Annotated in this window: 22 protein-coding genes; 7 read left to right on the top strand and 15 right to left on the bottom strand. The window is 62.9% G+C overall.

Going from position 1 to position 22,763, the window contains the following annotated elements:
• Entirely contained in the window at positions 1-1,080 is a 1,080-nt protein-coding gene (locus ACVWZ4_RS14290) for an ABC transporter substrate-binding protein (RefSeq protein WP_456790215.1), read from the bottom strand.
• 117 nt (positions 1,081-1,197) lie between these two features.
• Between ACVWZ4_RS14290 and ACVWZ4_RS14285 the strand changes: the two genes are divergently transcribed.
• Positions 1,198-1,548: a RidA family protein gene (locus tag ACVWZ4_RS14285; RefSeq protein ID WP_456790214.1), complete on the top strand. Its 351-nt coding sequence runs from the start codon at positions 1,198-1,200 to the stop codon at positions 1,546-1,548.
• Between the two features lie 6 nt (positions 1,549-1,554).
• On the opposite strand, the gene ACVWZ4_RS14280 is transcribed toward ACVWZ4_RS14285, so the two are convergent.
• Complete coding sequence (locus ACVWZ4_RS14280) at positions 1,555-2,271, bottom strand: GntR family transcriptional regulator (protein WP_456790213.1); 717 nt, start codon at positions 2,269-2,271, stop codon at positions 1,555-1,557.
• 69 nt (positions 2,272-2,340) lie between these two features.
• Between ACVWZ4_RS14280 and hisD the strand changes: the two genes are divergently transcribed.
• Together hisD and ACVWZ4_RS14270 are read left to right on the top strand one after the other, a co-directional pair.
• Positions 2,341-3,666 (top strand): histidinol dehydrogenase, encoded by a 1,326-nt coding sequence (gene hisD, locus ACVWZ4_RS14275; RefSeq protein ID WP_456790211.1) that lies wholly within the window; start codon positions 2,341-2,343, stop codon positions 3,664-3,666.
• Positions 3,663-4,022, top strand: coding sequence for a RidA family protein (locus ACVWZ4_RS14270; protein WP_456790210.1), 360 nt, complete (start codon positions 3,663-3,665; stop codon positions 4,020-4,022). Before hisD ends, ACVWZ4_RS14270 begins: the two co-directional genes overlap by 4 nt.
• A gap of 114 nt (positions 4,023-4,136) precedes the next feature.
• Here the strand turns inward: ACVWZ4_RS14270 and ACVWZ4_RS14265 are convergent, their stop codons facing one another.
• Both ACVWZ4_RS14265 and ACVWZ4_RS14260 read right to left on the bottom strand, forming a co-directional pair.
• Complete coding sequence (locus ACVWZ4_RS14265; RefSeq protein WP_456790209.1) at positions 4,137-4,445, bottom strand: YciI family protein; 309 nt, start codon at positions 4,443-4,445, stop codon at positions 4,137-4,139.
• A 59-nt stretch (positions 4,446-4,504) separates the two neighbouring features.
• A complete protein-coding gene (locus ACVWZ4_RS14260; RefSeq protein WP_456790208.1) occupies positions 4,505-5,131 on the bottom strand; it encodes an FMN-dependent NADH-azoreductase in 627 nt (208 codons plus the stop codon).
• 106 nt (positions 5,132-5,237) lie between these two features.
• Between ACVWZ4_RS14260 and ACVWZ4_RS14255 the strand changes: the two genes are divergently transcribed.
• The gene (locus ACVWZ4_RS14255; RefSeq protein ID WP_456790207.1) at positions 5,238-6,212 is read left to right on the top strand and encodes a LysR substrate-binding domain-containing protein; all 975 of its coding nucleotides are present in this window, start codon (positions 5,238-5,240) and stop codon (positions 6,210-6,212) included.
• A 105-nt stretch (positions 6,213-6,317) separates the two neighbouring features.
• On the opposite strand, the gene ggt is transcribed toward ACVWZ4_RS14255, so the two are convergent.
• From ggt to ACVWZ4_RS14205, 10 genes are all read right to left on the bottom strand, one after another.
• Entirely contained in the window at positions 6,318-7,940 is a 1,623-nt protein-coding gene (gene ggt, locus ACVWZ4_RS14250) for a gamma-glutamyltransferase (RefSeq protein WP_456790206.1), read from the bottom strand.
• Positions 7,941-7,959: 19 nt separating this feature from the next.
• The gene (locus tag ACVWZ4_RS14245; RefSeq protein WP_456790205.1) at positions 7,960-9,438 is read right to left on the bottom strand and encodes an amidase; all 1,479 of its coding nucleotides are present in this window, start codon (positions 9,436-9,438) and stop codon (positions 7,960-7,962) included.
• Positions 9,435-10,442 carry a branched-chain amino acid ABC transporter permease gene (locus tag ACVWZ4_RS14240; protein WP_456790204.1) on the bottom strand — a complete coding sequence of 336 codons (1,008 nt, stop codon included), beginning with the start codon at positions 10,440-10,442 and terminating at the stop codon, positions 9,435-9,437. Before ACVWZ4_RS14240 ends, ACVWZ4_RS14245 begins: the two co-directional genes overlap by 4 nt.
• A 4-nt stretch (positions 10,443-10,446) precedes the next feature.
• The gene (locus tag ACVWZ4_RS14235; RefSeq protein WP_456790203.1) at positions 10,447-11,313 is read right to left on the bottom strand and encodes a branched-chain amino acid ABC transporter permease; all 867 of its coding nucleotides are present in this window, start codon (positions 11,311-11,313) and stop codon (positions 10,447-10,449) included.
• A gap of 11 nt (positions 11,314-11,324) precedes the next feature.
• Positions 11,325-12,023: an ABC transporter ATP-binding protein gene (locus tag ACVWZ4_RS14230; protein ID WP_456790202.1), complete on the bottom strand. Its 699-nt coding sequence runs from the start codon at positions 12,021-12,023 to the stop codon at positions 11,325-11,327.
• Positions 12,010-12,741 carry an ABC transporter ATP-binding protein gene (locus ACVWZ4_RS14225; protein ID WP_456790201.1) on the bottom strand — a complete coding sequence of 244 codons (732 nt, stop codon included), beginning with the start codon at positions 12,739-12,741 and terminating at the stop codon, positions 12,010-12,012. The genes ACVWZ4_RS14230 and ACVWZ4_RS14225 overlap by 14 nt, the downstream gene beginning before the upstream one ends.
• 29 nt (positions 12,742-12,770) lie before the next feature.
• Positions 12,771-14,093 carry an ABC transporter substrate-binding protein gene (locus tag ACVWZ4_RS14220; protein WP_456790200.1) on the bottom strand — a complete coding sequence of 441 codons (1,323 nt, stop codon included), beginning with the start codon at positions 14,091-14,093 and terminating at the stop codon, positions 12,771-12,773.
• Positions 14,094-14,135: 42 nt separating this feature from the next.
• The gene (locus tag ACVWZ4_RS14215) at positions 14,136-15,197 is read right to left on the bottom strand and encodes a CobW family GTP-binding protein (protein WP_456790199.1); all 1,062 of its coding nucleotides are present in this window, start codon (positions 15,195-15,197) and stop codon (positions 14,136-14,138) included.
• Positions 15,194-16,867: an amidohydrolase gene (locus ACVWZ4_RS14210; RefSeq protein WP_456790198.1), complete on the bottom strand. Its 1,674-nt coding sequence runs from the start codon at positions 16,865-16,867 to the stop codon at positions 15,194-15,196. Before ACVWZ4_RS14210 ends, ACVWZ4_RS14215 begins: the two co-directional genes overlap by 4 nt.
• 95 nt (positions 16,868-16,962) lie before the next feature.
• On the bottom strand, positions 16,963-18,444 hold the full coding sequence (locus ACVWZ4_RS14205) for an aldehyde dehydrogenase (protein ID WP_456790506.1): 1,482 nt from the start codon (positions 18,442-18,444) through the stop codon (positions 16,963-16,965).
• 212 nt (positions 18,445-18,656) lie between these two features.
• Between ACVWZ4_RS14205 and ACVWZ4_RS14200 the strand changes: the two genes are divergently transcribed.
• Genes ACVWZ4_RS14200 through ACVWZ4_RS14190 form a run of 3 tightly spaced genes read left to right on the top strand, consistent with a single transcriptional unit; the run spans position 18,657 to position 21,952 of the window.
• Entirely contained in the window at positions 18,657-19,922 is a 1,266-nt protein-coding gene (locus ACVWZ4_RS14200) for a Tm-1-like ATP-binding domain-containing protein (RefSeq protein ID WP_456790197.1), read from the top strand.
• Positions 19,919-20,584 (top strand): HAD family hydrolase, encoded by a 666-nt coding sequence (locus ACVWZ4_RS14195; RefSeq protein ID WP_456790196.1) that lies wholly within the window; start codon positions 19,919-19,921, stop codon positions 20,582-20,584. Before ACVWZ4_RS14200 ends, ACVWZ4_RS14195 begins: the two co-directional genes overlap by 4 nt.
• An 18-nt stretch (positions 20,585-20,602) precedes the next feature.
• Positions 20,603-21,952, top strand: coding sequence for an aminotransferase class III-fold pyridoxal phosphate-dependent enzyme (locus ACVWZ4_RS14190; RefSeq protein ID WP_456790195.1), 1,350 nt, complete (start codon positions 20,603-20,605; stop codon positions 21,950-21,952).
• Between the two features lie 22 nt (positions 21,953-21,974).
• On the opposite strand, the gene ACVWZ4_RS14185 is transcribed toward ACVWZ4_RS14190, so the two are convergent.
• Entirely contained in the window at positions 21,975-22,637 is a 663-nt protein-coding gene (locus ACVWZ4_RS14185; protein ID WP_456790505.1) for a response regulator transcription factor, read from the bottom strand.
• Between the last annotated feature and the right edge of the window lie 126 nt (positions 22,638-22,763).

The following is a 22,763-nucleotide window of genomic DNA, read 5'->3' as shown; positions in this document are numbered from 1 at the left end:
TCATCCCAGCAGCCACGCGCTAAATCGCTCCTGAACCGCGCTTTGCGCGCCGGCCCAATACTTCGTGTTGATCTGGACCGCGGTCTTCAAGTTCTCAGGGGAGGTCGGAAGCACCTTCGCGCGTTCGGCGTCGATGTACTTGTAGGCGTCGGGATGGATCGGCCCATACGACAGGTCTTTGGTGAACGCGGCCTGGCGTTGGGGATCCCGCGTGAACGCAATGAATTCGCGGACAAGATCGGCCTTTGGTCCGCCCTTGATGACGCAGAACCCCTCTGTCCCAAGCAGACCCTGGTTGAATACCAGCTTGGCCGGCGCCCCCTCGTCGATAGCGGCCTGAGCGCGTGCGTTCCACGTCGGGCACAGATCCACTTCGCGCGTCTTGAGCATTTGTGAGGTCTGAGCGCCACCGGTCCACCAGATCTGCACATCCTTCTTCAGGCGATCGAGACTCTTGAAGGCGCGATCGAGGTCCAATGGGTAGAGTTGATCGGCAGCAACGCCGTCTGCAAGAAGCGCTTGCTCAAGCGTATCCTGAGGCGCCTTCCGCAACGCGCGTCGGCCTGGAAAATCCTTTACGTTCCAGAAGTCAGCCCACGAGCCCGGAGCCGCCTTTCCCGCGAATGCGTCGCCGCGATATGCGAACACCGTCTGAAGCGCCAGGACCGGCATAAAGCTTGGAGTCACATAGCGATCCGGAATTCCGCCGGCCGAAGCCCGATGCTCATCTAGAAACATACCGGACTTCGAGTCCATGAGCACATCGTGAGACATGTTGTTCAGAAGAGCGCCGTCCCACACGTAACTCTTAGTCTCGACCATGCTCTTGATGTAGGCGATCGGATCATGCTGGCCGACCACGCCAGTCACCTCAATGCCTGTGGCCTTCTTGAAGGGTTCGTAGAACGCGACCGTGAAGCCGGGAGTGTAAGGGCCGCCGGGATCGCGCAGAACGATGCGTCGGTTTTCTTGCGCCCGCAGCCCCCAGATCGAAGGCGCGAACACTGCCCCACCGGCAATAGCCGCCGTCCCCAGAAATGCGCGACGCGACAGAGCGATCGTATGCTTGGTCCTGCTCATGGGCCCTCCGCTTGTGTGGTCCAAACGCTAATGGCTGCATTCATTGACATGTCAGTTCTGACATGTCAATGGGCATGAACTTTTAGGACTGATGGCAAAAACGAAGGAGAATGCGCCATGACGATTCATCGCAGCGGCACCAACAAGCGGCTGAGCAAACTCGTCGTTCACCGTGGAATTGCGTATCTGGCGGGACAGGTCGCCGATGACCTGAACGCTCCGGTCGAGAGACAGACCAGCGAAACGCTTGCGAAAATTGACGCGCTGCTCAAGGAAGCGGGCAGCGACAAGACAAAGATCCTGTCTGCGCAGATCTGGCTCGCATCGATGGAAGACGCGCCGAAGATGAATGCGATATGGGAGGAGTGGATGCCGGACGGTCAGGCGCCGGCGCGCGCCACAGTCGGCGCGCCGCTCGCCTCTCAGCGGCACCTGGTCGAGATCAAGGTGACCGCCGCCATAGATTGATGGCAATCAAGATCTCGCCGCCGCGAGACGCGCGGGGATCCTGAGCGTCCGTCGACCCGTAATAAGTTCGGGCGCAGCCGCGAAGACTGCCATGACGCGGTCCTGGCTGCGCCTGATCCCGTCGAGCGTGGTTCTATGCGCCGCAGCCCGATCGCCTGCGACAATGGCCTCGATCATGGGACCATGACCGCGTGACCAGTCGTCCGACAACTCCGATTCACTGGCGGTTAGATAGAGGATGCGCAGGGATTCGTCGTGCAGCTTTGCTACAGATTTCGCAAGTCGGGCGCTTCCGCTGGCGTCGGCGATCGCGACGTGAAAGTCGCGGTTGGCGAGCAGAAACCGTCGTTTGGCGGAGATGTCGCTCACGCGATAGGGATTGGCGCAGGCCTTGTTCAGACGCCTCAGTTTCGCTTCCGAAATGTTACCCGCCGCGCGCGCGGCAGACTCTGGCTCGACGATCTCGCGCATGGCGAAGATATCCACCACATCGTCCATCGTCATCGGCGCCACGACATGGCCACTGCGCGGCCTGCTGGTAACCCAGCCGTCCTGGCCCAGGCGCGACAGCGCGTGCCGGACTGACGCCTTGCCAACACCATAGTGGGCGGCGAGATAGCCCTCGGACAACTCCTCCCCCGGCGGCAGCTCGCAGGAAATGATTGCAAGCTTCAACGTCTCGTAGAACTGGTCTTTGATTTGACCTTCGATCGCCTCGTCCAAGACACACCCTCGCGTTCTATTGACATGTCAGATGTGACATGTCAGACATCTGGCCGGAGGATAGCCGATATGCCAAAGATTGTGAAGTCAGGACGGGATGCCGGCGCTCAGGCGATCGAGGATGCGAGCATCCGCGCAACGGTCGAAACCTTGTTGGCAGACATTGCCACGCGAGGGGATGCCGCCGTGCGCGATGCATCGCGCAAGTTCGACGGCTGGGACCGCACCGATTTTAGGCTTACCGGGAAAGAAATTGCAGACTGCATCAGCCAGTTGTCGCGTCAGGATCTCGATGACATCCGGTTTGCGCAGGAGCAAGTCCGCAACTTCGCCGAGATCCAACGTTCTGCTCTGAAGGATGTCGAAGCAGAGACACTTCCGGGGGTCATCCTTGGCCACAAAAATATCCCGGTCGACGCTGTCGGTTGCTACGTCCCGGGAGGCAAGTATCCCCTGCTCGCTTCGGCGCACATGTCCGTTATCACCGCCAAAGTTGCAGGAGTGAAGCGTGTCCTGACTTGCGCTCCACCCTATCAAGGTCGCCCGGCTCCGGCGATCGTGGCAGCTCAGAAGCTTGCAGGCGCCGATGAGATCTATTGTCTGGGTGGCGTCCAGGCCGTCGGCGCGATGGCAATCGGCACCGAAACCATTCCGGCCGTCGACATGCTGGTCGGACCGGGCAATGCATACGTCGCGGAAGCCAAACGGCAGTTGTTTGGTCGGGTCGGCATCGATCTGTTCGCGGGGCCGACTGAGACTCTGGTCCTGGCCGATGATTCCGCCGACGGAGAGCTGTGTGCGACCGACCTGCTCGGCCAAGCCGAGCATGGGCCCGACTCTCCGGCTATCCTGCTGACCACTTCCGAGAAGTTGGCTCGGGAGACGCTTGCCGAAATCGAAAGGCTACTCGGCATTCTGCCAACCGCCGCCATCGCCCGGAAGGCCTGGGAGGACCATGGCGAGGTCATCGTTTGCGCGGATGACTCCGAGATGGTGCGCGAAGCCAATCGAATCGCATCGGAACACGTGCAAGTCATGACGCGCGATCCCGATTACTTCCTAGAGAACCTCACCAATTACGGCTCACTTTTCCTCGGACCGCGCACTAATGTCGCATTCGGCGACAAAGTCATTGGAACAAACCACACGCTCCCGACGCGGACTGCCGCTCGATACACCGGCGGTCTCTGGGTCGGGAAATTCCTCAAGACCGTGACATATCAGCGCGTCCTTACCGATAAGGCGGCCGCCGAGGTGGGCTCGTATTGCTCCCGACTCTGCAACCTCGAGGGATTCGTCGGTCACGCCGAGCAGGCGAACATCCGCGTTCGCAGATATGGTGGCAAGAACGTGCCATATGGCGCGTCTGTCCCCGCATCATCCATTGCATCATGATCAATAGGGTCGGACCGTATGAGGGACTGCTTCATGAAGTCGCCGAGCATGACGGCGTGCTCTACATCGGCGGGATCGTCGCCGGTGATACGGATCTCGACTTGGCCGGCCAGGCAAACGATGTACTTGGCCAACTGTCGCACCTACTCGAGGGCGTTGGATCGGACCTGTCCAACGTCTTGCAGGTGACCATCTACCTGACCAATCTCGGTGAGAAGGCTGCTCTAAACTCCGCCTGGATGGCGTATTTCGCACGTGCCCATCTGCCGGCACGCGCCGTGATCGGCGTCGCTGATCTCGGTTCGGGCGTTAAGCTGGAGATGACCGCCATAGCGGCTCGCCGGACTTCGCCCTGAGCGCAGCTGCGCGCCAGATCAGCGACGCTGCGGCACCTAGAGCATGATCCCTGGAGGTGCGAAGCGCATTTCCGAAAGGATCATGCGCGAAGACTGACTTGGGGCACGCATCGATTAAGCGACTTTGGCTTGGGGAGACCACTTAGCGGGGAATGCCTCCCCGCGTAGCGCGCCGCTGAAAGCCTTGATCTCATACTCGACGAGCTGATGGACATGGAACGAATCTGTCGCAAGCACACCATCCAACTCCGCGCGGTCCTTGCAGCAAGCCACAAGCGCACCACCGGAGCGATCTTCCAACGGGCCGGCGACGACGATGATGCCCTTCTTTGCGTATTCGACCAGCCAATCACGATGCGTATCGAGGTAGGCATGGACTTCTTCGATGGGGCGAATGTAGGTCAGGACGACGATATAGAGCATGAATTGTTCTCGCTTGCCTGTTCAATGAAGTTGCCGGTTAACTGACACCCCGCATGCCGTCAGGCAGCTTCGTTCGGTTTCATCACATTCGATACGGCAGCTTGCGCAGCTTCCAGTGACTGGGTGCGGATCTCACCTCCCTTCGTCAGACGCTCGGCACGCACGAATGTCAGATCAGTGATGCCGAGGAAACCGAAGACCGCCTTGAGGTAGGCCTCCTGGAAATCCATCACCGCGCCCGGACCTGTTGAGTACATGCCGCCGCGCGTCGAGGCGACGATGACACGCCGGCCACCCGAAAGGCCGACAGGTCCGCTTTCAGTGTAGCGGAAGGTGCGACCGGCCTGCGCAACACGGTCGATCCAAGCCTTGAGCTGACTGGAGACCGAGAAGTTGTACATGGGCGCGCCGACGACGATGACGTCGCTGGCCAGGAACTCCTGCACCAGCGTTTCGGAGCGCGCATGCTCGGCGCACGTGGCCGCATCGCAATCTTTGAAGCCCGTGTCTCGGAAGCCAGCTGCAATGGCCCCGGTGAGGTGGGAAATGGGCTCGGCCGCGAGATCGCGATGGATGACGATCGCTTCGGAATGTTGACGTTTCAATTCGTCGGCGATCGCTGCGCTGAGGCTCCGGGACGCGGAGGCGGCGCCCAGAATGCTGGAATCGAGATGAAGGATTTTCACGATGTCACTCCAAAAGGTGTTTGGCTGAGGATCAAACTAGCCCTTTGGATTAATCTCACTAGTGATATAAATTGATATTCATTGTTCTATATGTGGGACAATAAATTTGGCCCAGATTTGGATCATCTCATTGAAAGACTTGAACGATTTGGCTCTCTTCGCTGCGGTCGTGGTCAACGGCAGCTTTTCCGGCGCCGGACGCGCCCTGGGCATTCCCAAGTCGCGCGTGAGCCGGCGTGTGGCCGATCTCGAGCAGCGGCTCGGCGTGCGGCTGCTGCAGCGCTCGACGCGCGCCGTTCACGTCACCGATGTCGGCTCGGCCTTCTATGCCCATTGCGAGGCGATGACGCAGGCGGCGCATTCCGCGTTCGAAGTGGCCGAGCAAGCGAGCGCGCGCCCCTCCGGACGCTTACGTGTCAGTTGCCCCGTGGGCGTTGCGCACATCTTTCTTGCGCCCATTCTCGCCAAATTCCTGCGCATGCAGCCAGATGTCCGGCTTGAGCTCGACCTGACCAATCGACGAGTGGATGTGATCGGCGAAGGATATGACGTCGCATTCCGCATACGGACTGTCTTGGAGGATTCGAATCTGGTGGTGCGGACGTTCGGCATTAGCGATCAGGTGCTGGCGGCAAGTCCCTCTTTTGTTGCCGAGCGAGGTCCTTTCCCAACGATTGCTTCGCTGCGTGGCGTGGTGGGTGTGGGACCGGGAGGATCGGCGGGCGAGCGCCCGCGCTGGCGCGTGACCGGACCCGACGGCAGCTCTGCCGACGTCGAATATGTCCCGGCACTCGTCTCAGATGATGTGTACCTCCTCAGCCAAATCGCGATCGGCGGAGGCGGCGTCGCACAATTGCCTTTCAATCTTTGCGCCCAAGCGATTGGCGAGGGTCGTCTCGTCGTGCTGCTGCCCGATCACCGGATCCCCACGCACCAGTTGCATGCCGTGTTTCCATCACGACGAGGCCTGGTGCCGGCGGTTCGCGCCTTGATCGAGTTTCTTGCCGCAGAACTGCCCCTGATGACGACTAAAGCGAGCCGCCGTTACGAAGAGATCGCCCGTGGCAGCCGACATGATTGACCGGCGGGCAGGCTCGACCGGCATCAATACGCACCCTTATGTCAACCAATGCATGCGTGCGGTTTTGCTAGTCACGCCTCATTTCGGAGAGCAACACAGAGGCAATCAGTATCCAGTTGCCGCTCCATCACTGCGCGGGTCGGCCCCGCCACTCAAAACCCCGCTGCGCGGATCTACGGTGATTCCGTGCGCGTGACCGGCCATTTCGTTCCACGCGTCCCAGCGATTGAGGATGTGGCCTCGCTGCGCAAGCATATCTAGTGTCGCCTGCGGAAAGCGGCTCTCTAAGTACAAAGTGTCACGTGCCTCGCCGAGACCGAACCGGCCGGATAGGAAGCGCGGCTGCTCGATCGCCTCCTGGATATCGAGACCGAAGTCGATCATGCCAGAATAGAGTTGCAGCTGGATCTGCGGTTGCCCGTCCGCCCCCATGCAGCCGAGCAGGCTCCACAGTCTACCGTCGCGCTTGGCAATGGACGCGATGAGCGTGTGCAGCGGAATCTTGCCGGGCACGAGCCGGTTGGGATGATTAGGATCGAGCGAGAAGTAGGCCCCTCGGTTCTGCAGCACGACGCCAGTGCGGCCGGCGACAAGGCAAGACCCGAACGCGCCATACAGGCTCTGGATCAAGGAGACGGCGTTGCCGTCCTTGTCGACCACCGCGACATAGACCGTATCGCCAGCCAGGCTACCGTAGGACGGGACCTGGTCCCATTTTAGCGCGGACCTGATGTCGATCAGTTCAGTGCGTCGCGCGGCGTATGGTTTTGAGATGAGGTTTTCGACGGGAATGTTGGCAAAGGCAGGATCGGCGAGCACCTGGTCGCGATCGTGATAGGCAATCTGCTTGGCCTGCACCATCAGGTGAATGCGATCCGGCCCGAGCCAATCGCGCTTGTGCAGCTCATAGGGCTCGAGCAGATTGAGCATCTCGATCACCGAAAAGCCCTGCGTCGGCGGCGGCGTGTTGTAGATGTCGACATCCCGATAGCGGCCGACGAGTGGGGTTCCCCATGTCGCCGCTTGCCGCTCCAGATCGGCGCTTGCAAAGAAGCCGCCGGCCTCGCGGGAGAAGCGCGCCAGTTCTTCGCCGACACGGCCACCGTAGAAGCCGTCCCTTCCTCTGTCCGCGACCGCCTGCAATGTGCGTGCGAGATCAGGATTGACGAGCTTGGCGCCGGCTTCCGGAACCTCTCCGCCTTGCAGGAATAGTGCGGCGGCTTCGGCCTGTTTCGCGAGTTCGTCGCGCATCATCGCGATGAAACTGGCAAGCCGCGCGGTCACAGGAAACCCGTCTCTGGCATAGGAGATCGCGCTGTCGAGGACGCGTGCGAGCGGCAGGCGCCCGTGGCCCTGATGGGCCTCGATCCAGCTTGCCACCGCGCCCGGCACGGTCAGGGTCGCCGGAATGATGCCCCGTAGTGGAATCTCGCTCAGGCCACGCTCGCGGAAAGCCGCGAGTGAGGCGGTTGCGGCCGCCTTCCCACCGCCGTTCAGAAAGCGAACGGCGCCACTGTGCCCGTCGTGGATCAGCCAGAACGCATCACCGCCGAGCCCGGTCATATGGGGATAAACCACCGCCAGCACAGCGCTCGTGGCAATTGCCGCATCGACGGCAGAGCCGCCTGCGCGCAAGACGTCGACACCAGCGGCCGAAGCCAAGGCGTGCGGCGATGTCACCACTCCGCGCGGTGCAAGCGTGACGGGACGGCCGGTGACGATCTCCATCGAAACCTCTCAGATCAACTCAGATGCCTGCCGGCGGGACGAAGCCGCCCAGCGCGCGCTCGACCAGCTGCGCAAATCTCAGCGTGGTACGGTCACCGAGATAGGGTCCGATGACCTGCACGCCGGCGGGCACCGAGCCGACCATGCGGCCTGTCGGGATTGCGGTCGCCGGGAGATTGGCCACGGTCACCAGGCCGGGCCACGCCAGATTGTCCATATAGGGGATCGTGGCACCATTAACGATCAGGCGACGACTGAATTGCGCGGCGAGGTCGAGACGCTCGATGTCGTGAGGAAACGCCACCGTCGGCGTGATCGGGCAAAGCAGCACGTCGCAGTCCACAAAGAAGCGGCGCCACGCTCGATAGAGCTGGTGCCGCTGCTCAGTCGCTGCGAAATGCTGCGGCAATGACTGGCCGACCGCCTCCGCCACGCGACGCGGATAGGTGTCGGGTTCAGCCGCCTCGCCGGCCGCGAGCACGGCCTCGCGTGCAGGCGGCGGCAATCCGCCGCCGATGATCCCGAACAGGGTCTGCAGATAGACGTCGTAGCTTGCAGCGGGGTCGATCGCCGGCCGCGCCGCCCTGTCGACCTTGACGCCAAGGCGCACGAGATCATCGACCAGCCCATCGATTGCGGCCGCGTAGGCCCGATCGAGCGGATAGGCCTTCGCATCGTTCCAGACCGCAACCCGAAACGACCCGATGTCGTCGTGCCGCGCCGCCGGCAATCGCAACTCGGCGTCGGCCGCATCGACGTCAGACATGCCAAGCACGACATCAAGCAGCAGTTCGAGGTCGAAAGCGCTCCGCGCCAATGGCCCGACGACACCCAGTTCCGGCGGAGCGAGATGACCGGGCGGCGGCGGAATGTGCCCTTCGGTGCTGACGATCCCATAGCTCGGCTTGTGGCCATAGACGCCGCAGAAATGCGCGGGCACCCGGATCGAGCCACCGATATCGCTGCCAAGCTCCAGCGATGTCAGGCCCGCAGCGAGCGCCGCCGCGGATCCTCCAGAGGATCCGCCGACCGTCCGCGTGGGATCCCAGGGATTGCGCGTCAGGCCAAACAACGTGTTGCACGATTGATGATCGGCTGCTCCCGCTGGGAGATTGGTCTTGCCGAAGATCACCGCACCGCCAGCGCGGATTTTTGCGACCGCGACCGCATCCTGCTCCGGCCGGTGGTCGCGCAGTTCCTCCAGTCCGCAGGTCGCCGCCATGCCGGTGACAGCAAAGGAGTCCTTGATGGTCATCGGCAGACCGTGCAGCGGCCCAATCACCTCGCCGCGTGCCAGTTTCTCGTCGGCGGAGCGCGCCGTGCGGCGGGCCGCGTCTTCGTCCAGCGCAACCACCGCGTTGCAGGATGGATTGAGGCACTTGACCCGGTCCAGATGGAGGTCGAGCAATTCGAGTGCGCTGACCTTCCGTGACGCCAGCATGGCTCTCTGTTCGGCCGCAGCGAGATAGCAGATCTCGGTTGTGGACATCGCGCTCATCCCAATTGTCCTGCTTTGCTTGATACGGGAGCGAGATCTGCCATCGCTGGCGCGGTCCGGCCGACGCCGAGCAGCTTGAGACCAAACCGATCGCGCAGTGGTGGCCAGATCCCGCGCGGCGACCAGAGCATGACGACGACGGCAACGGTGCCAAGCGCGACCAGATACCAGCCGGCCGAGATGCCCAGCTGGTCCGTGATGATCTCGCGCAGACCGAAGAAGATGACAGTGCCGATGATCGGCCCCTCGAGCGTCCCGATTCCGCCGATCATCACGATGAACATCATGTAGACGACCCAGTTCACGTCGAAGGCCGCTGCGGGGGAGACATAGAGGTTGCCAAGGAACGACACGGCGCCGGCAAGCCCGCAGCCGGCTGCGGACAGCACGAACACGATGAAGCGATTGCGCCTGACGTCGACTCCGACGCTCATCGCGGCCAGATCATTGTCGCGCACGCTCATCAGGCCAAGGCCGAAGCCCGAGCGCATCAGGAGAAACAGTCCCCCCATCGTTCCGAGCGTCAGCGCGCCGGAGACCCAGAACAGCACTGGCTCGAACCAATCGAGATCGATCAACCGGCTTGCCTTGAGCGGCAGACCGGCGGTGCCACCGAGCCATGACGCCTTCATCACCAGCGCCGCGACGATCTCGGAGAAGACCCACATCGCGATCGAGAAATAGGCCTCGCGGAGCCGGAACAGCGGAAGCGCGATCACGGCCGCCACCACGGCACCCGCGAGGGGAGCGACAGGCAAGACCCAATACGGAGAGAGATCGAATGTATCGGAGATCAGGAACAGCCCATAGGCGCCCAGCCCGACGAACACCTGGTGGCCGAACGAGACCAGCCCGGCATAGCCGGCGAGCAGATTCCACATCTGCGCCATCGCCAGGATCAACAGGCATTCGGTGGAAAAGCGCAAGGCGCCCTCGCCCAGCAGCAGCGGGCCTACGGCAATCAAAGCTGCGACGATGGCGTAAGAGATCGCAATTCCCCTCATCGGCTCAGGCCTTGCTCGCCACGAGGCCGGCGGGACGGATCAGCAACATCACGAAGAACAGCAGATGCGCATAGAGCAGGCCCGCATTGGAATCCCATTTCAGGCCGGCGAGCTGCGCCATGCCGAGCACGATTCCGCCGAGCAGCGCGCCCCAGAACGAGCCAATGCCGCCGAGCACGACGACCTCGAAGGCGATCAGCAGGCGTTCCACGCCGGAAAACGGCGTGAAGCTCGACCGCACCGCCAGCAGCACGCCACCGATCGCGCCGAGCGCGAGTGACAGGCCCATGACGCAGTTGTAGACGCGGTCCGGCTTGACGCCGAACAGGCGAACGATATCGCGCCGATCGGCGGTAGCACGCACGATGCGGCCGAACTGGGTGCGCTTGAGGGCCCATTGCAGCAGCAGGAACAGCAGCACTGCAGCGACCAGCGTGAGCAGCGGCATCACGCCAATGCTGAGCCCAAACAAATTAAGGCTCGCGCGTGAGAGTTCGCCAAGCTGCAGGCCCCGGACGTCGGCGCCAAATACCTCCACCATCAAATTGCGCAACACGATGGACACGCCGAACGTCAGCAGCAGCGGGGCGAGCGGATCCGGCGCCCTCGCCACCCGGTTCATGATGACCGCCTGGTAGAGATACCCCACCACGAAGGCCGCGAGCACGACGGGGATCAGCACCAACAACGGATGAACCTGCGGAAACAGGCTGACCAGGATCACGGCGAGATAGGCGGCAAGCACCATGAACTCGCCATGCGCGATGTTGACGAGCCGCATCACGCCAAAGACAAGCGCGAGCCCGATGCCGAGCAGCCCGTAGAGGCCGCCCAGAAATGCCCCATTCACCAGCGTTTCCAACCAGGCCATCGTCCCCTCGCTCACATTCCGAAATAGGCTTGCGTCAGCTCGTTGAGGCTGACGTCGCCGGCGGCGGCTGCGAGTGACACGCGCCCCTTGAGCAGGCAGTAGATCCGGTCGCTCGCGCTCGCGGCGCGCTTGACGTCCTGCTCGACCAGCACCAGCGCCGTCCCCTCGCTGCGGATGTCGGCGAAGGCCCGATAGATCTGCTCGACCATGACGGGTGCAAGGCCAAGCGAGATCTCGTCGCACAGGAGCAGGCGCGGGTTGCACATCAATGCGCGCCCGATCGCGACCATCTGCTGCTGACCGCCGGAGAGCTGCCGCGGCATGTGGCTGCGCCGCTCCTCGAGCGCCGGAAACAGGTCGAACACGCGCCGGAGATTCCAGGAGCCCGGACGCTGGCTCACCTGCCCCATCAAGAGATTTTCCTCGACCGTCAACGTGTCGAACAGCATCCGCCCTTCCGGAACCATGCAGAGGCCGAGCCGCGCGATGCTCTCCGCCGGCGTCGCGCCAATATCGCCGCCGTCGAAGCGGACGTTACCGCGCTTGCTGTCGATCAGGCCAACGAGCGCGCGCAGAAAGGTGGTCTTGCCGGCACCGTTGGCGCCGACGAGCGCCACCGCCTCGCGCTCCGCGACCGTGAAGTCGAGGCCGAAGATCGCCTGCATATCTCCGTGGAAGACGTCGAGCCCCCCGACTTCAAGCAACGTCATCGGCCGTCAGTCCCATATAGATCTCCTTGACCGTGCGGCTCTCCATCACTTCAGTAGGCGGACCATCCAGCACCTTGCGACCGAAATTGAGAACAAGGATGCGGTCGGCCATTGCGCGTAAGGCATGAGGAATGTGCTCGATCCAGATCATGGCGTGATCCTGCTTCACGCTCGCGATCACCTCGATCAGCCGCTCGACCTCGGGCTCGGTCAGCCCTGCCGCGATCTCGTCGAGCAGGATCAGGCGGGGCTTGGACGCGAGCGCTTTGGCAAATTCGAGCCGCTTGCGGTCGATCAGCGGCAAGGCGCCGGCAAGGCGGTCTGCCTTGCCGGCAAGGGCGGTGCGGCGAAGCACATCCATCGCACGATCGGCCGCCTGCGCGCCGTGCAGCCCGCCACCATAGGTCGCCGCCACGAGAATGTTTTCATAGGCCGTGAGATGCGGGAACGGCTGGGGTATCTGAAAGGCCCGCCCGACCCCGAGACGAACCCGCCGATGCGCCGGGACGTTGGTGATGTCCACGCCGTCGAGGCTGATCGAGCCGGCATCGGGCCTGATCAATCCGACGATCAGGTTCAACACCGAGCTCTTTCCCGCCCCGTTCGGTCCGATCACCCCCAGGCATTCGCCCAGCGCGAGCTCGAAATCGAGGTCATCCGCAACGTGGATGACCCCGAAGCTCTTGCTCAGACCGGCAACGCGCAGCACTTCAGCCATAGGATCTTACGCCTGCCTGCCCCGTCGCCTCAAACCAGTTTCGACAGCAACGCGAGATCGGCCTGCTTCGGGATGAAGGGTGCGGTCCCATTGTGGACGATCAGCAGCTCGTATTGCGACTTGCCGCCCTTGGACTTGCGCCACTGCCCGCCGGACAGCGAGGTGACGGCGACGTTCTTGATCGGGCTGCCCTTGAACTTGACCGGGCCGACGATGGTCTCGAAGTCGAGGCCGGCAATCGCGTCACGCAGCGAGTTCTTGTCCTTCGGATCGCTGCCCCGCAGCGCCGCAAAGCCAACCTCCCACAGCGCGTGGGCGTAGCCGATCGGTTGCGTCCATTGCTTGCCAGTCGTCTTCTCCCATTCAGCGGCAAGCTCAGCCGCGGTCTGGCCCGTCAGCGACGATTTGAAGGGATAGGCCGGCGTCCACCAGACTTCTGTCGACATGCCATCGCCGCGATCGCCGAGCGCGTTGACGGCACTCGGAAACAGGAACGCCGCGGCGACGGTGCAGATCTGCGGCCTGAAGCCGGCCTGCGCCGCCTGATTCCACAGCGTGACCCAGTGATTGCCATAGGCGAAGCCGGACACGATGTCCGCGCCGCCATTCTTGAAGGCCGAGACCTGGTTGGAGAAATCGTCAGTTGCGATCTGGAAGCTGCCGGTCGAGAGCTCCTGGAAGCCCGCCTGCTTGATGCCCGCGGGCAGACCCAGCTTCTGATCCGAAAACGCCGTGCCCGCGGGATTGTCGATATAGAGCGTCCCGACCTTCTTGTTGGTCTCGACCGACTGCCACATGCCGACGAAGTTCTTCACGACATCGTCCGCACCCCAGAAGAAGTGGAACGTGTAAGGGAAGCCCTTATCCGGCGTCGATTTGCGCGGAAACATCCAGCCCTGCCAGGGCAGCATGGTCGAGATCGTCGGCACGCCACGCGCATCGGCCAACTCGCCGATCGGAATCTCTGCATCGCCATCCTCGACCAGGATGAGGTCGCATTTTTCGCGCAGCACAAGCTCGCTTGCGACAACCGACGAGCGGTTGGGATCGGACTGGTTGTCCTTGATGACGAATTCGACAGCATAATTCTTGCCGCCGATCTTGAGGCCATCTTTGACCAGGTTCTTCATCCGCTCATGGATCCAGGGATCCGGCTCGGCGAACGCAGCGCGCACGCCCGAGAGGCAGCCGCACCAGCCGATCTTGATCGTGGTCGAGGCGGCGCCCGCGATATTGACCAGTGGCACATTGCTGGCGGCCGCCAATCCTGTGGCGCCTGCGGCCTTTAGGAGGCTGCGTCGGCTCATCTTGCCGGTGACCTTCGACGCGGTGAACTTGCTGCTCTCGCTCACGACAAACCTCCCCAATCATCCGTTGATAGAAATCGTTTCATGTCACGCTGCCGGCCGCACAATGCTGTCGCGGCTGATTTCGCCGAACCGCGCAAGAGTGCGCTCGATCGCCTCTGCCGGAATGTCGCGCACGATGAAGACGAGACGCGAGCTTCGGTCTTCCGACGGCCACCCATCCATCGTGACAGGCGGATGCATCACGTGCTGCACGGCATGCACCACCACTGGCCCCTGCGGCCGGTCTGCAATGTTGATCAGGCCTTTGAAGCGCAGGAGGTCGTCCCCCTTGAGCGCGGCGACGTAATCAAGCCAGCGCGAGAAGGCCGTCCACTGGATCGGCTCGTTGACGATGAGGCTGAAGGAAGAGACGTCAGAACCGTGCGCGTGATGATCGTGGTGATGCGGAGCATGCTTATGCACCGCGATCGCCGCAGAAGCCGCTGCGAACCAGCCTGCCACCTGGCTTGAGAGCGCGTTCGGCGTGAACAGGCCCGCTTCCAATACCGCATCCGGCGCGATACGTCCGTGATCTGCGCGCATTACGGATGTGGTCGGGTTGATTGAACCGATGCGATGCTCCAGTTCTGCAACGGAGGTCGCTTCAACAAGGTCGGCCTTGGTCAGCAGAATTCGGTCGGCAACGGCAATCTGCTTCGCCGCCTCTGCATGATTCTCGAGCGAGCGGAGCGCATTCGCCGCATCGACAGTCACGACCACGCCATCGATCCGATAACGCGACACCACGCTCGGGGCCGTCATCAGCGTATGCAGCACCGGCACGGGATCGGCGAGACCGGTGGTTTCGATGAGGATGCGCCGGATCGGCGGCAAGGCGCCGGTGGCTTGGCGAGCGGACAGCTCGCCGAGCAGGGTCACGAGATCCTCGCGCACCGAGCAGCAGACGCAGCCATTGTCCAGCAGCGCGAAGCGTTCCTCGCTGGTCTCCACCAGGAGATGATCAAGCCCGACCTCGCCGAACTCGTTGATGATAGCGACCACGCCCTCCATCCCGGGTTGCCGCAGCAGGTGATTCATCACCGTCGTCTTGCCGCTGCCGAGAAAGCCGGTCAGGACGGTCACGGGGACGAGCGCGGGACCGGTCATTGGCGGCGCTCATAGACTTTGCGACCTTCGAAGAAGGTCGTCTCGACATTGGTCTCGGCGATCTGCTCGGCGGGGATGTCGAACAGTTTCTGATCGAGCACGATCAGGTCGGCTGACTTGCCGACCTCGATCGATCCAGTGATCTTGCCAAGACCCGCCGCGCGGGCTGCATTGATAGTGTAGATCTCGAGGACCGTCTCGAGATCCAGCGCCTGCTCCGGCCAGAGGGAGGCACCGGGAAAGTCGCCGGCGGGATTGCGCCGTGTCACCATGCCCTCGATACCATGCCACGGATCGGGGTTCGGAATGACAGGCCAATCGGAGCCGCCGGCCATCAGCGCGCCGACATCGTTGAGATCACGGTTCGGCCAGAAGCGCTCGGCCCGCTCGGTGCCCATCGCGGCCTTGTGCGCTTCGAGGAACACGGTCGGAAACCAGATGATCGGCGACAGATCGGCGGCGACGCCGAGATCGGCAAAGCGCTTGATGTCGTCGGGCGCGATATAGCTTGCATGCGCGATATGATGGATGAGGTTCGTGGGCCCATTGAAAGAGCGAACCACCTCGATCGCATCGAGCGCCTGGGTGACGGCCGCATCGCCCGCGCAATGGATCTTTGCTCCAAGACCGAGCTTCTCGCACTTGCCGAGCCAGCGGATAAGCTCGGGCACCGTGAGCATCGTGGCGCCGCGGAAACAACAACCGCGCACGGGATCGGCGACGTAAGGTTCGTGAAAGGCCGCAGTCTTGGCACCGGGAACGCCGTCCAAAAACATCTTTGCGTAGTCGGGCTTCACATGCGCCGAGCGAAAATTTTCGCGCAGTGCGAAAAGCGCGTCGCCGGCCGTTCCGAACATGAAGCCGGGTTCGACGATCGGCATGGCACACACCGCCCAGGCCGACAGCGCACCGCGATCATCGAGACCCTTCAACGCAGCAAGGATCGGCTGCATACTCGCAGCATCGACAAAGCCAGTGACGCCGAACGAGTTGAGCACGCCGATCGAGCGGGCAACCGCGGCCCGATCCATCTCCGCCGTGTAGTGCCCGGCCTTGGCGAGCGCACGCTCGACGATGCCGGACGCCGCTTCCACCATCAGCCCGGTCAGATTGCCGCTGTGGAGATCGCGACCGATCTCGCCATCCGTAGGGTTTTGCGTGTCGGCCGTGACGCCGGCAATGCGCAAGGCCTCCGCGCTTGCCCAGCGGTTGTGATAGCTGTCATCACGCAACAGCACGGGATGGCCAAGGCTCGCGGCATTGAGCTCGGCCGCAGCTTCATCGGTATTGAGCCGCACCAGGAGATCGCTGCCGAACTGGCCTCCGACGATCCAGCTCCCGCGCGCCGCCTTCTCCGCCGCCTGCTTCACCGCCGCCGCGATCTGGCCGATGGAATGGTCCGACGGGAAGCGGAGCTCATAAAGGTCGGCCTGCCCGCCCATCATGATGTGATTGTGGATGTCGATGATGCCAGGCATGGCCATGCGGCCACCGAGATCGACCACAATAGTGTCGGCACCGACGACCGCCTTCACGTCACCCTCTTCGCCGATCGCCACGAAACGACCGGCCTTGACCGCTGCGCAGCTGACCCACGGCCGATTGCGATCGACTGTGTAGATCCTGCCGTTGCGGAACAGCGTGTCGGCGTTGGTCTTGATCTCGCTCATTCCCCGATCCCGATTGCTGAGGGAGCTTGTTCCGCACTTGGGTTCGTCACAATCAGCCGTTCGGTTGATGAGACCGCCAGGCGCAACGCGCCCTGTCAGAGGGCAATCCAGGCCGTCTTCCGGTCGGTGTATTCGTCCAGCGCATGCAGCGACTTGTCGCGACCGAAACCCGACTGCTTGAACCCGCCAAGGGGGACGGTGATGTCAGTCCCTCCATAGGTATTGACGTGCACAACGCCGGCATTGATGGCACGGACCATTCGGTGCGCGGTCCGCAGCGACCCCGTCCACACGGCGGCGGCAAGCCCATAGGCACTGGCGTTCGCCAGCTCGACCGCTTCCTCCTCGGTTTCGAACCGCGTCACTGCGAGCACAGGACCAAAGACCTCCTCGCGCCACAGGCTCATCCGCCGATCGACATCGGCGAAGATGGTCGGTACCATGTAGAAGCCGCCGCTCTCGGCGCGAAGCCGCCCGCCGCCCGAAAGTCGTTCTGCGCCTTCTTGCTCGGCCCGCGCCACGGCTTCTAGATTCTTGCGCAGCTGAGTTTCGCTGTTCACGGCGCCGATGTCGTAGGCGAGATCGAGGGGGTCGCCGACCTTCAGTTTTCCGGTCAGTGCGAGCAGCTCGCTCATAAACCGGTCGTAGACGCCGGATTGCACCATGAGCCGCGAGCCGGCAACGCAGACCTGCCCGGAATTGCGGAAGATGCCGTTGACTGAGACCTTGGCCGCCTGCTTGAGATCCGGCACGTCATCGAACACGACATTCGGTGACTTTCCGCCGAGTTCGAGATGAACCCGCTTCAGATTGGAACGCGCGGAATATTCCAGCAGCCGCCGGCCGACCGGCCCTGAGCCGGTGAATGCGAGCACGTCGACGTCTATGTGCAAGGCCAATGCCTCGCCCGCACTCGCGCCCGGCCCGGTCACGACGTTCAGCACACCGTCCGGCAGGCCCGCCTCGCTCGCGAGTGCAGCCAGACGCAGCAGGGTCAGCGACGCAGTTTCCGGCGGCTTCACCACCACGGAATTGCCTGCGGCAAGCGCCGGCGCGATCTTCCAGGCCCCGATCATCAACGGAAAATTCCAGGGCACGATGACACCGACGACGCCGAGGGGCTCGCGATGGACAAGACCGAGCACGTCGCGTCCGGTCGGCGCGATCTCGCCATAGACCTTGTCGATCGCCTCGGCGTAGTAGCGAATCGTGGCGGCCGCCGATAATGGCTCGGCCTTGTAGGCCATGCCGATCTCGGTGCCGTTGTCGCGCACACCGAGCACGGCGAGCGCCAGGGCATGCGCTTCGACCAGCTCGGCGAACCGCAACAGCACCTTCTTGCGTTCAGCCGGTGCGGCACGCGACCATGCACCGCTGTCGTAGACCCGACGCGCCGCCTGCACTGCTCGATCGATGTCGGTGGCGTCGCCACTGGCGATCGTCGTGAGCCGCGTGCCGTCGATGGGAGATATCACGTCCATCCGCGCGCCGCTCAGGCTGTCGACAGCGGCGCCGGCAATAAAGTGCTGCTGTGAAGCGATGCCCGTTTTTCGCAGCACGTCGATTTCAGATTGCAACATGAGCAGGCCCAGACGTGGAAATGCCGGATCGCGCCTGCATCGGCAATCGCGATCATGCCCCTCATTCAGCTTTGCCACGGCTTCTCTCGCAATCCACCGATAGGTGGATGTTGCGTGCTGCGGCAGATCCATAGTTTCGGCCGCACCAATCATTTGCGCGGCCATCTGCGTGGCGCGTTCCTTCGTCCAACTACCGGCACTACGAAGACATGATCAACAGAACACGCCCGCGCATCCTGCTCATCGGGACTGGCGACACCAAATCCGACGAGCTCCTGTTCATGCAGCGCTGCATCAGCGAGGCCGGTGGCGAAACAGTGATGATGGACATCAGCGTGCTCGGCGATCCACCCTACCAAGCCGCGCATGACAAACACGAGGTCGCGGCGGCTGCCGATACGACGATCGAGGCGGTGATCGCCAGCGGCGACGAGAATTCCTCGATGACATTGATGGCGCGCGGGGCCTCCCGGCTGACGCGACGGCTCTGCGACGACGGCAGGATCGACGCCATGATCGCGATCGGGGGCACCATGGGCACCGATCTCGCGCTCGACGTCGCGCGCGCATTGCCGCTCGGATTTCCCAAGCTGATCGTGTCGACGATTGCATTCTCCCATCTAATTCCGCCGGAGCGGATTGCCGGCGATCTGATGATGATCTTGTGGGCTGGCGGCCTCTACGGTCTTAACGGCACCTGCACCGCCGTGCTGGCACAGGCCTGCGGTGCGATCGTCGGCGCGGCCCGCAGCGCGATCAGCCCGCGATCCGATCGACCGATCGTGGCGCTGACCTCGCTGGGGAAGAGCTGCCTCAGCTACATGGTGGAACTGAAGCCGCAGCTCGAGGCGCGCGGCTACGAGGTCGTGGTGTTTCACACCACGGGCATGGGAGGCCGCGCAATGGAGTCGATCGCGGATCAGGGTGGATTTGCCGCGGTGCTCGATCTCAGCCTGCAGGAGGTCGCCAACCAGTTGATGGGGTCGGTGGTCAATTCCGGCGCCGACCGGCTGATGAACGCAGGCCGCAGCGGCATTCCGCAGATCGTGGCGCCCGGCGCCATCGACATGGTCGATTTTCCGGCCTGGCTGCCGGTGCCGGCCGAACTCGGCGACCGCCCTTTCCACGCGCACAACCGGCTGCTGGCGTCAGCCACGTCCCGCCCGGAAGATCGCCGCCGGATCGCGCGCGCGATCGCGGACAAGCTCTCCGAGGCCACCGCTCCCGTCGCTTTCGTGCTGCCGGCCGGCGGGATCCAGCAATGGGACCAACCGGGCGAGCCGCTGCACGATCCCGAGGGACTCGATGCATTCGTCGTGGAAATGCGGGCTGCAATCCGAAAGCCCGTCGAGCTGCACGAGATCAGGGATCATATCAACGACAGGGGCTTCGTGGCGAAAGTGCTGGCGATTTTCGACCGCTGGGTCGCCGCCGGCATCGTACCAGCAGGCAAGGTCGCCGTGGAACAGACATGACTGCATCCGCGCCAACCGCCCTGGTTCTTGATTTTGGCGGGGTAATCTCGAAGACCCTATTCGAGACCCACGCGGCGACGGAGGCTGCGCTCGGTCTTGCCCCGGGGACACTGACCTGGCGTGGACCTTTCGCTGAGGATACCGACCCGCTCTGGTCCGCGATGCAACGCGGGGAATTGTCCGAGCGCGACTATTGGCTGGCGCGGAGCCGCGAGGTCGGGCGGCTCGTCGGCGAGGACTGGCTGGACATGCAGACCTTTGTCCGGCGCGCGCGTGGAGCCGATCCGATGCTGGTGATCCGCCCCGAGGCCGAGCGAGCGATCCGAACCGCGCGCGAAGGCGGCCGCAAGCTCGCGATCCTCTCCAACGAACTCGATCTGTTCTACGGCGCCGACTTTCGTCGCAGGCTGCCCCTTCTCGACCATTTCGACGTCATCGTGGATGCCACCCATACCGGAATCCTGAAACCCGATCCGCGCGCATATCGCGCCGTGTGCAACGCCCTTGAGCTTGCACCGCAGGCTTGCGTCTTCGTCGACGACCAGGACCGCAACATCAACGGCGCCGTCGCCTGCGGCTTCAACGCCGTGCGGTTCGACGTGCGTCATCCCCGGGATTCCTATCGGCAAGCCCTGCACCTGCTTGGTCTTGCCTTCGACTGACGACGAGTGGAGCCACCTATGCGTGAAGCCAATTTCCTCATCGAGAACAACGCACGCCGGATCTGGCATCCGATGGCGCACCCCAAGGATATGCAGGACCATCCGCCGCGCATCATCATGAAGGGCGAAGGCATCCACGTCACCGACATCGACGGCAAGGCTACGCTCGATGCGGTCGGCGGCCTTTGGAATGTCACACTCGGCTACAGCTGCGATCCGATCAAGAAAGCGATTGCCGACCAGCTCGACGAACTCCCCTACTATTCCGGCTTTCGCGGCGTCTCCACCGGGCCCGCAATCGAGCTCGCTTATGAGCTGACCGAATGGTTCAAGCCGGAAGGCATGACACGCACGTTCTTCACCTCGGGCGGATCCGACTCGGTGGAGACCGCGCTGCGCCTCGCACGGCAATATTGGAAGATCAAGGGCCAGCGCGACCGAACGAAATTCCTGTCCTTGAAGAAGGGCTATCATGGCACGCATTTCGGCGGGGCATCGGTGAACGGCAATGCCAATTTCCGCCGTAACTATGAGCCGCTGTTGCCCGGCGTCTACCACATCCCGTCACCCTGGACTTACCGCAATCCCTTCGACGAGACAGATCCGGCGAAGCTTGCCCGGCTCTGCGCAAACTGCCTGGTCGACGAGATCGAATTCCAGGGAGCCGACACGATCGCGGCCTTCATCATGGAGCCGGTGCTCGGCGCCGGCGGCGTGATCGTGCCGCATGAGAGTTTCATGGGGCTGGTGCGCGAGATCTGCGATCGCTACGGCATTCTTCTGATCTCCGACGAAGTCGTCACGGGTTTCGGACGGACCGGCGCCTGGTCCGGCGCGCGGCTCTGGAATGTCCAACCGGACATGATGACGATCGCCAAAGCCGTTACCTCGGGTTATTTCCCGCTTGGGGCCACGCTGATCAGCGACAAGATCGCCGAAGCGTTCGAGAGCGACGAGACCAGCTTTGGTTCGATCGGTCATGGCTACACGTACTCCGGCCATCCCGTGGGTTGCGCGGCCGGCGTCGCCGCACTCGCTGAGGCGCGGCGGCTGAAGGTCGACGAGAAGGCCGCGGCCTCCGGCCTCGTGCTCAACGCGGCGCTGGCGGCGCTGCAGCAGAAGCACGAGATCGTCGGTGACATCAGAGGGAAGGGCTTGATGGCGGCGCTCGAGCTCGTTGCGGACCGCGGCAACAAGAAGGCGCTGGACAAGAAGCTCGTCGGCAAGATTGCCGATGCGATCTACGAGGCCGGCGTGATGGTGCGAGTCTCCGGTAACAACATCATCCTGTCGCCGCCTCTGATCATCACCGCGGACGACGCCAGAGCGATCGCACGCGCGATCGATCATGGCCTCGCTTCTGTTTGAAACCTCTTGATGCGTCGCGGCCCTAGTGGAGCCGCGCCATCATCGCCACGACGGCAGAGCGCGTCTCTACGCCGAGCTTTTCGAAGATGTGCATCAGGTGCGTCTTGACCGTGGCGTGGCCGATCTTCAGGCATTCGCCGATCTCGCGATTGGTCCGGCCGCAACACAACAGCCGCACCACGTCCATCTCGCGGCTGGTCAGTCCATAACGCTGACCGTCATCTGGTGTAGCCCAGCGGCTCACCAGGTTAAATTGAAGGTACTGGTGAATCTTCTGGGCGATGGTCATGGCGCCCTCGGGGATGGCGGCTCCCCGATCCCAGGCGACACTCATGCCGGCGACGATCTGGTCGTCGCGCCGAAAGAAGAAGTCGACCATGTCGACGATACCGCACTGATCGACGAAAGAACGATAGAGCGCCGTTTCGCCCAACTGCCGATCGGCAATCGTTCTGCTCAGACGCGCCACGGCTAGGCCGCCCGCATGACGAGGGTGCTGCGGGTCAAAGGCACTCATGCCTTCGAGGTACTGTCGATGAAATGGCTCGGGAATGCCTGACAACAGGAAGCGCTGGAGGTTGTAGTTCCCATCGACCTCGTAGAACGCCGTTGCCGACCCATCCAGCATGGACTGGGCGAAATGCACAGCTTCGCTTGTTGCCGGATCCGAGCGGCCCATGAGCATGAGCACGGCCAACCCTCCTCGTTTTCACCCCGTTCGGGACATCTGGCGTGTCCTCGCGCAATGCGACGCTGGGGCAGACAGATGTCCCAGTCAAGCAAATTCCGGACCATCGTTTCGCCCTGAAAT

The sequence above is a fragment of the Bradyrhizobium sp. USDA 4472 genome, assembly GCF_054058595.1.
Note: the sequence above shows the minus strand (reverse complement) of the source record. Positions and strands in the feature narration are given on the sequence as shown.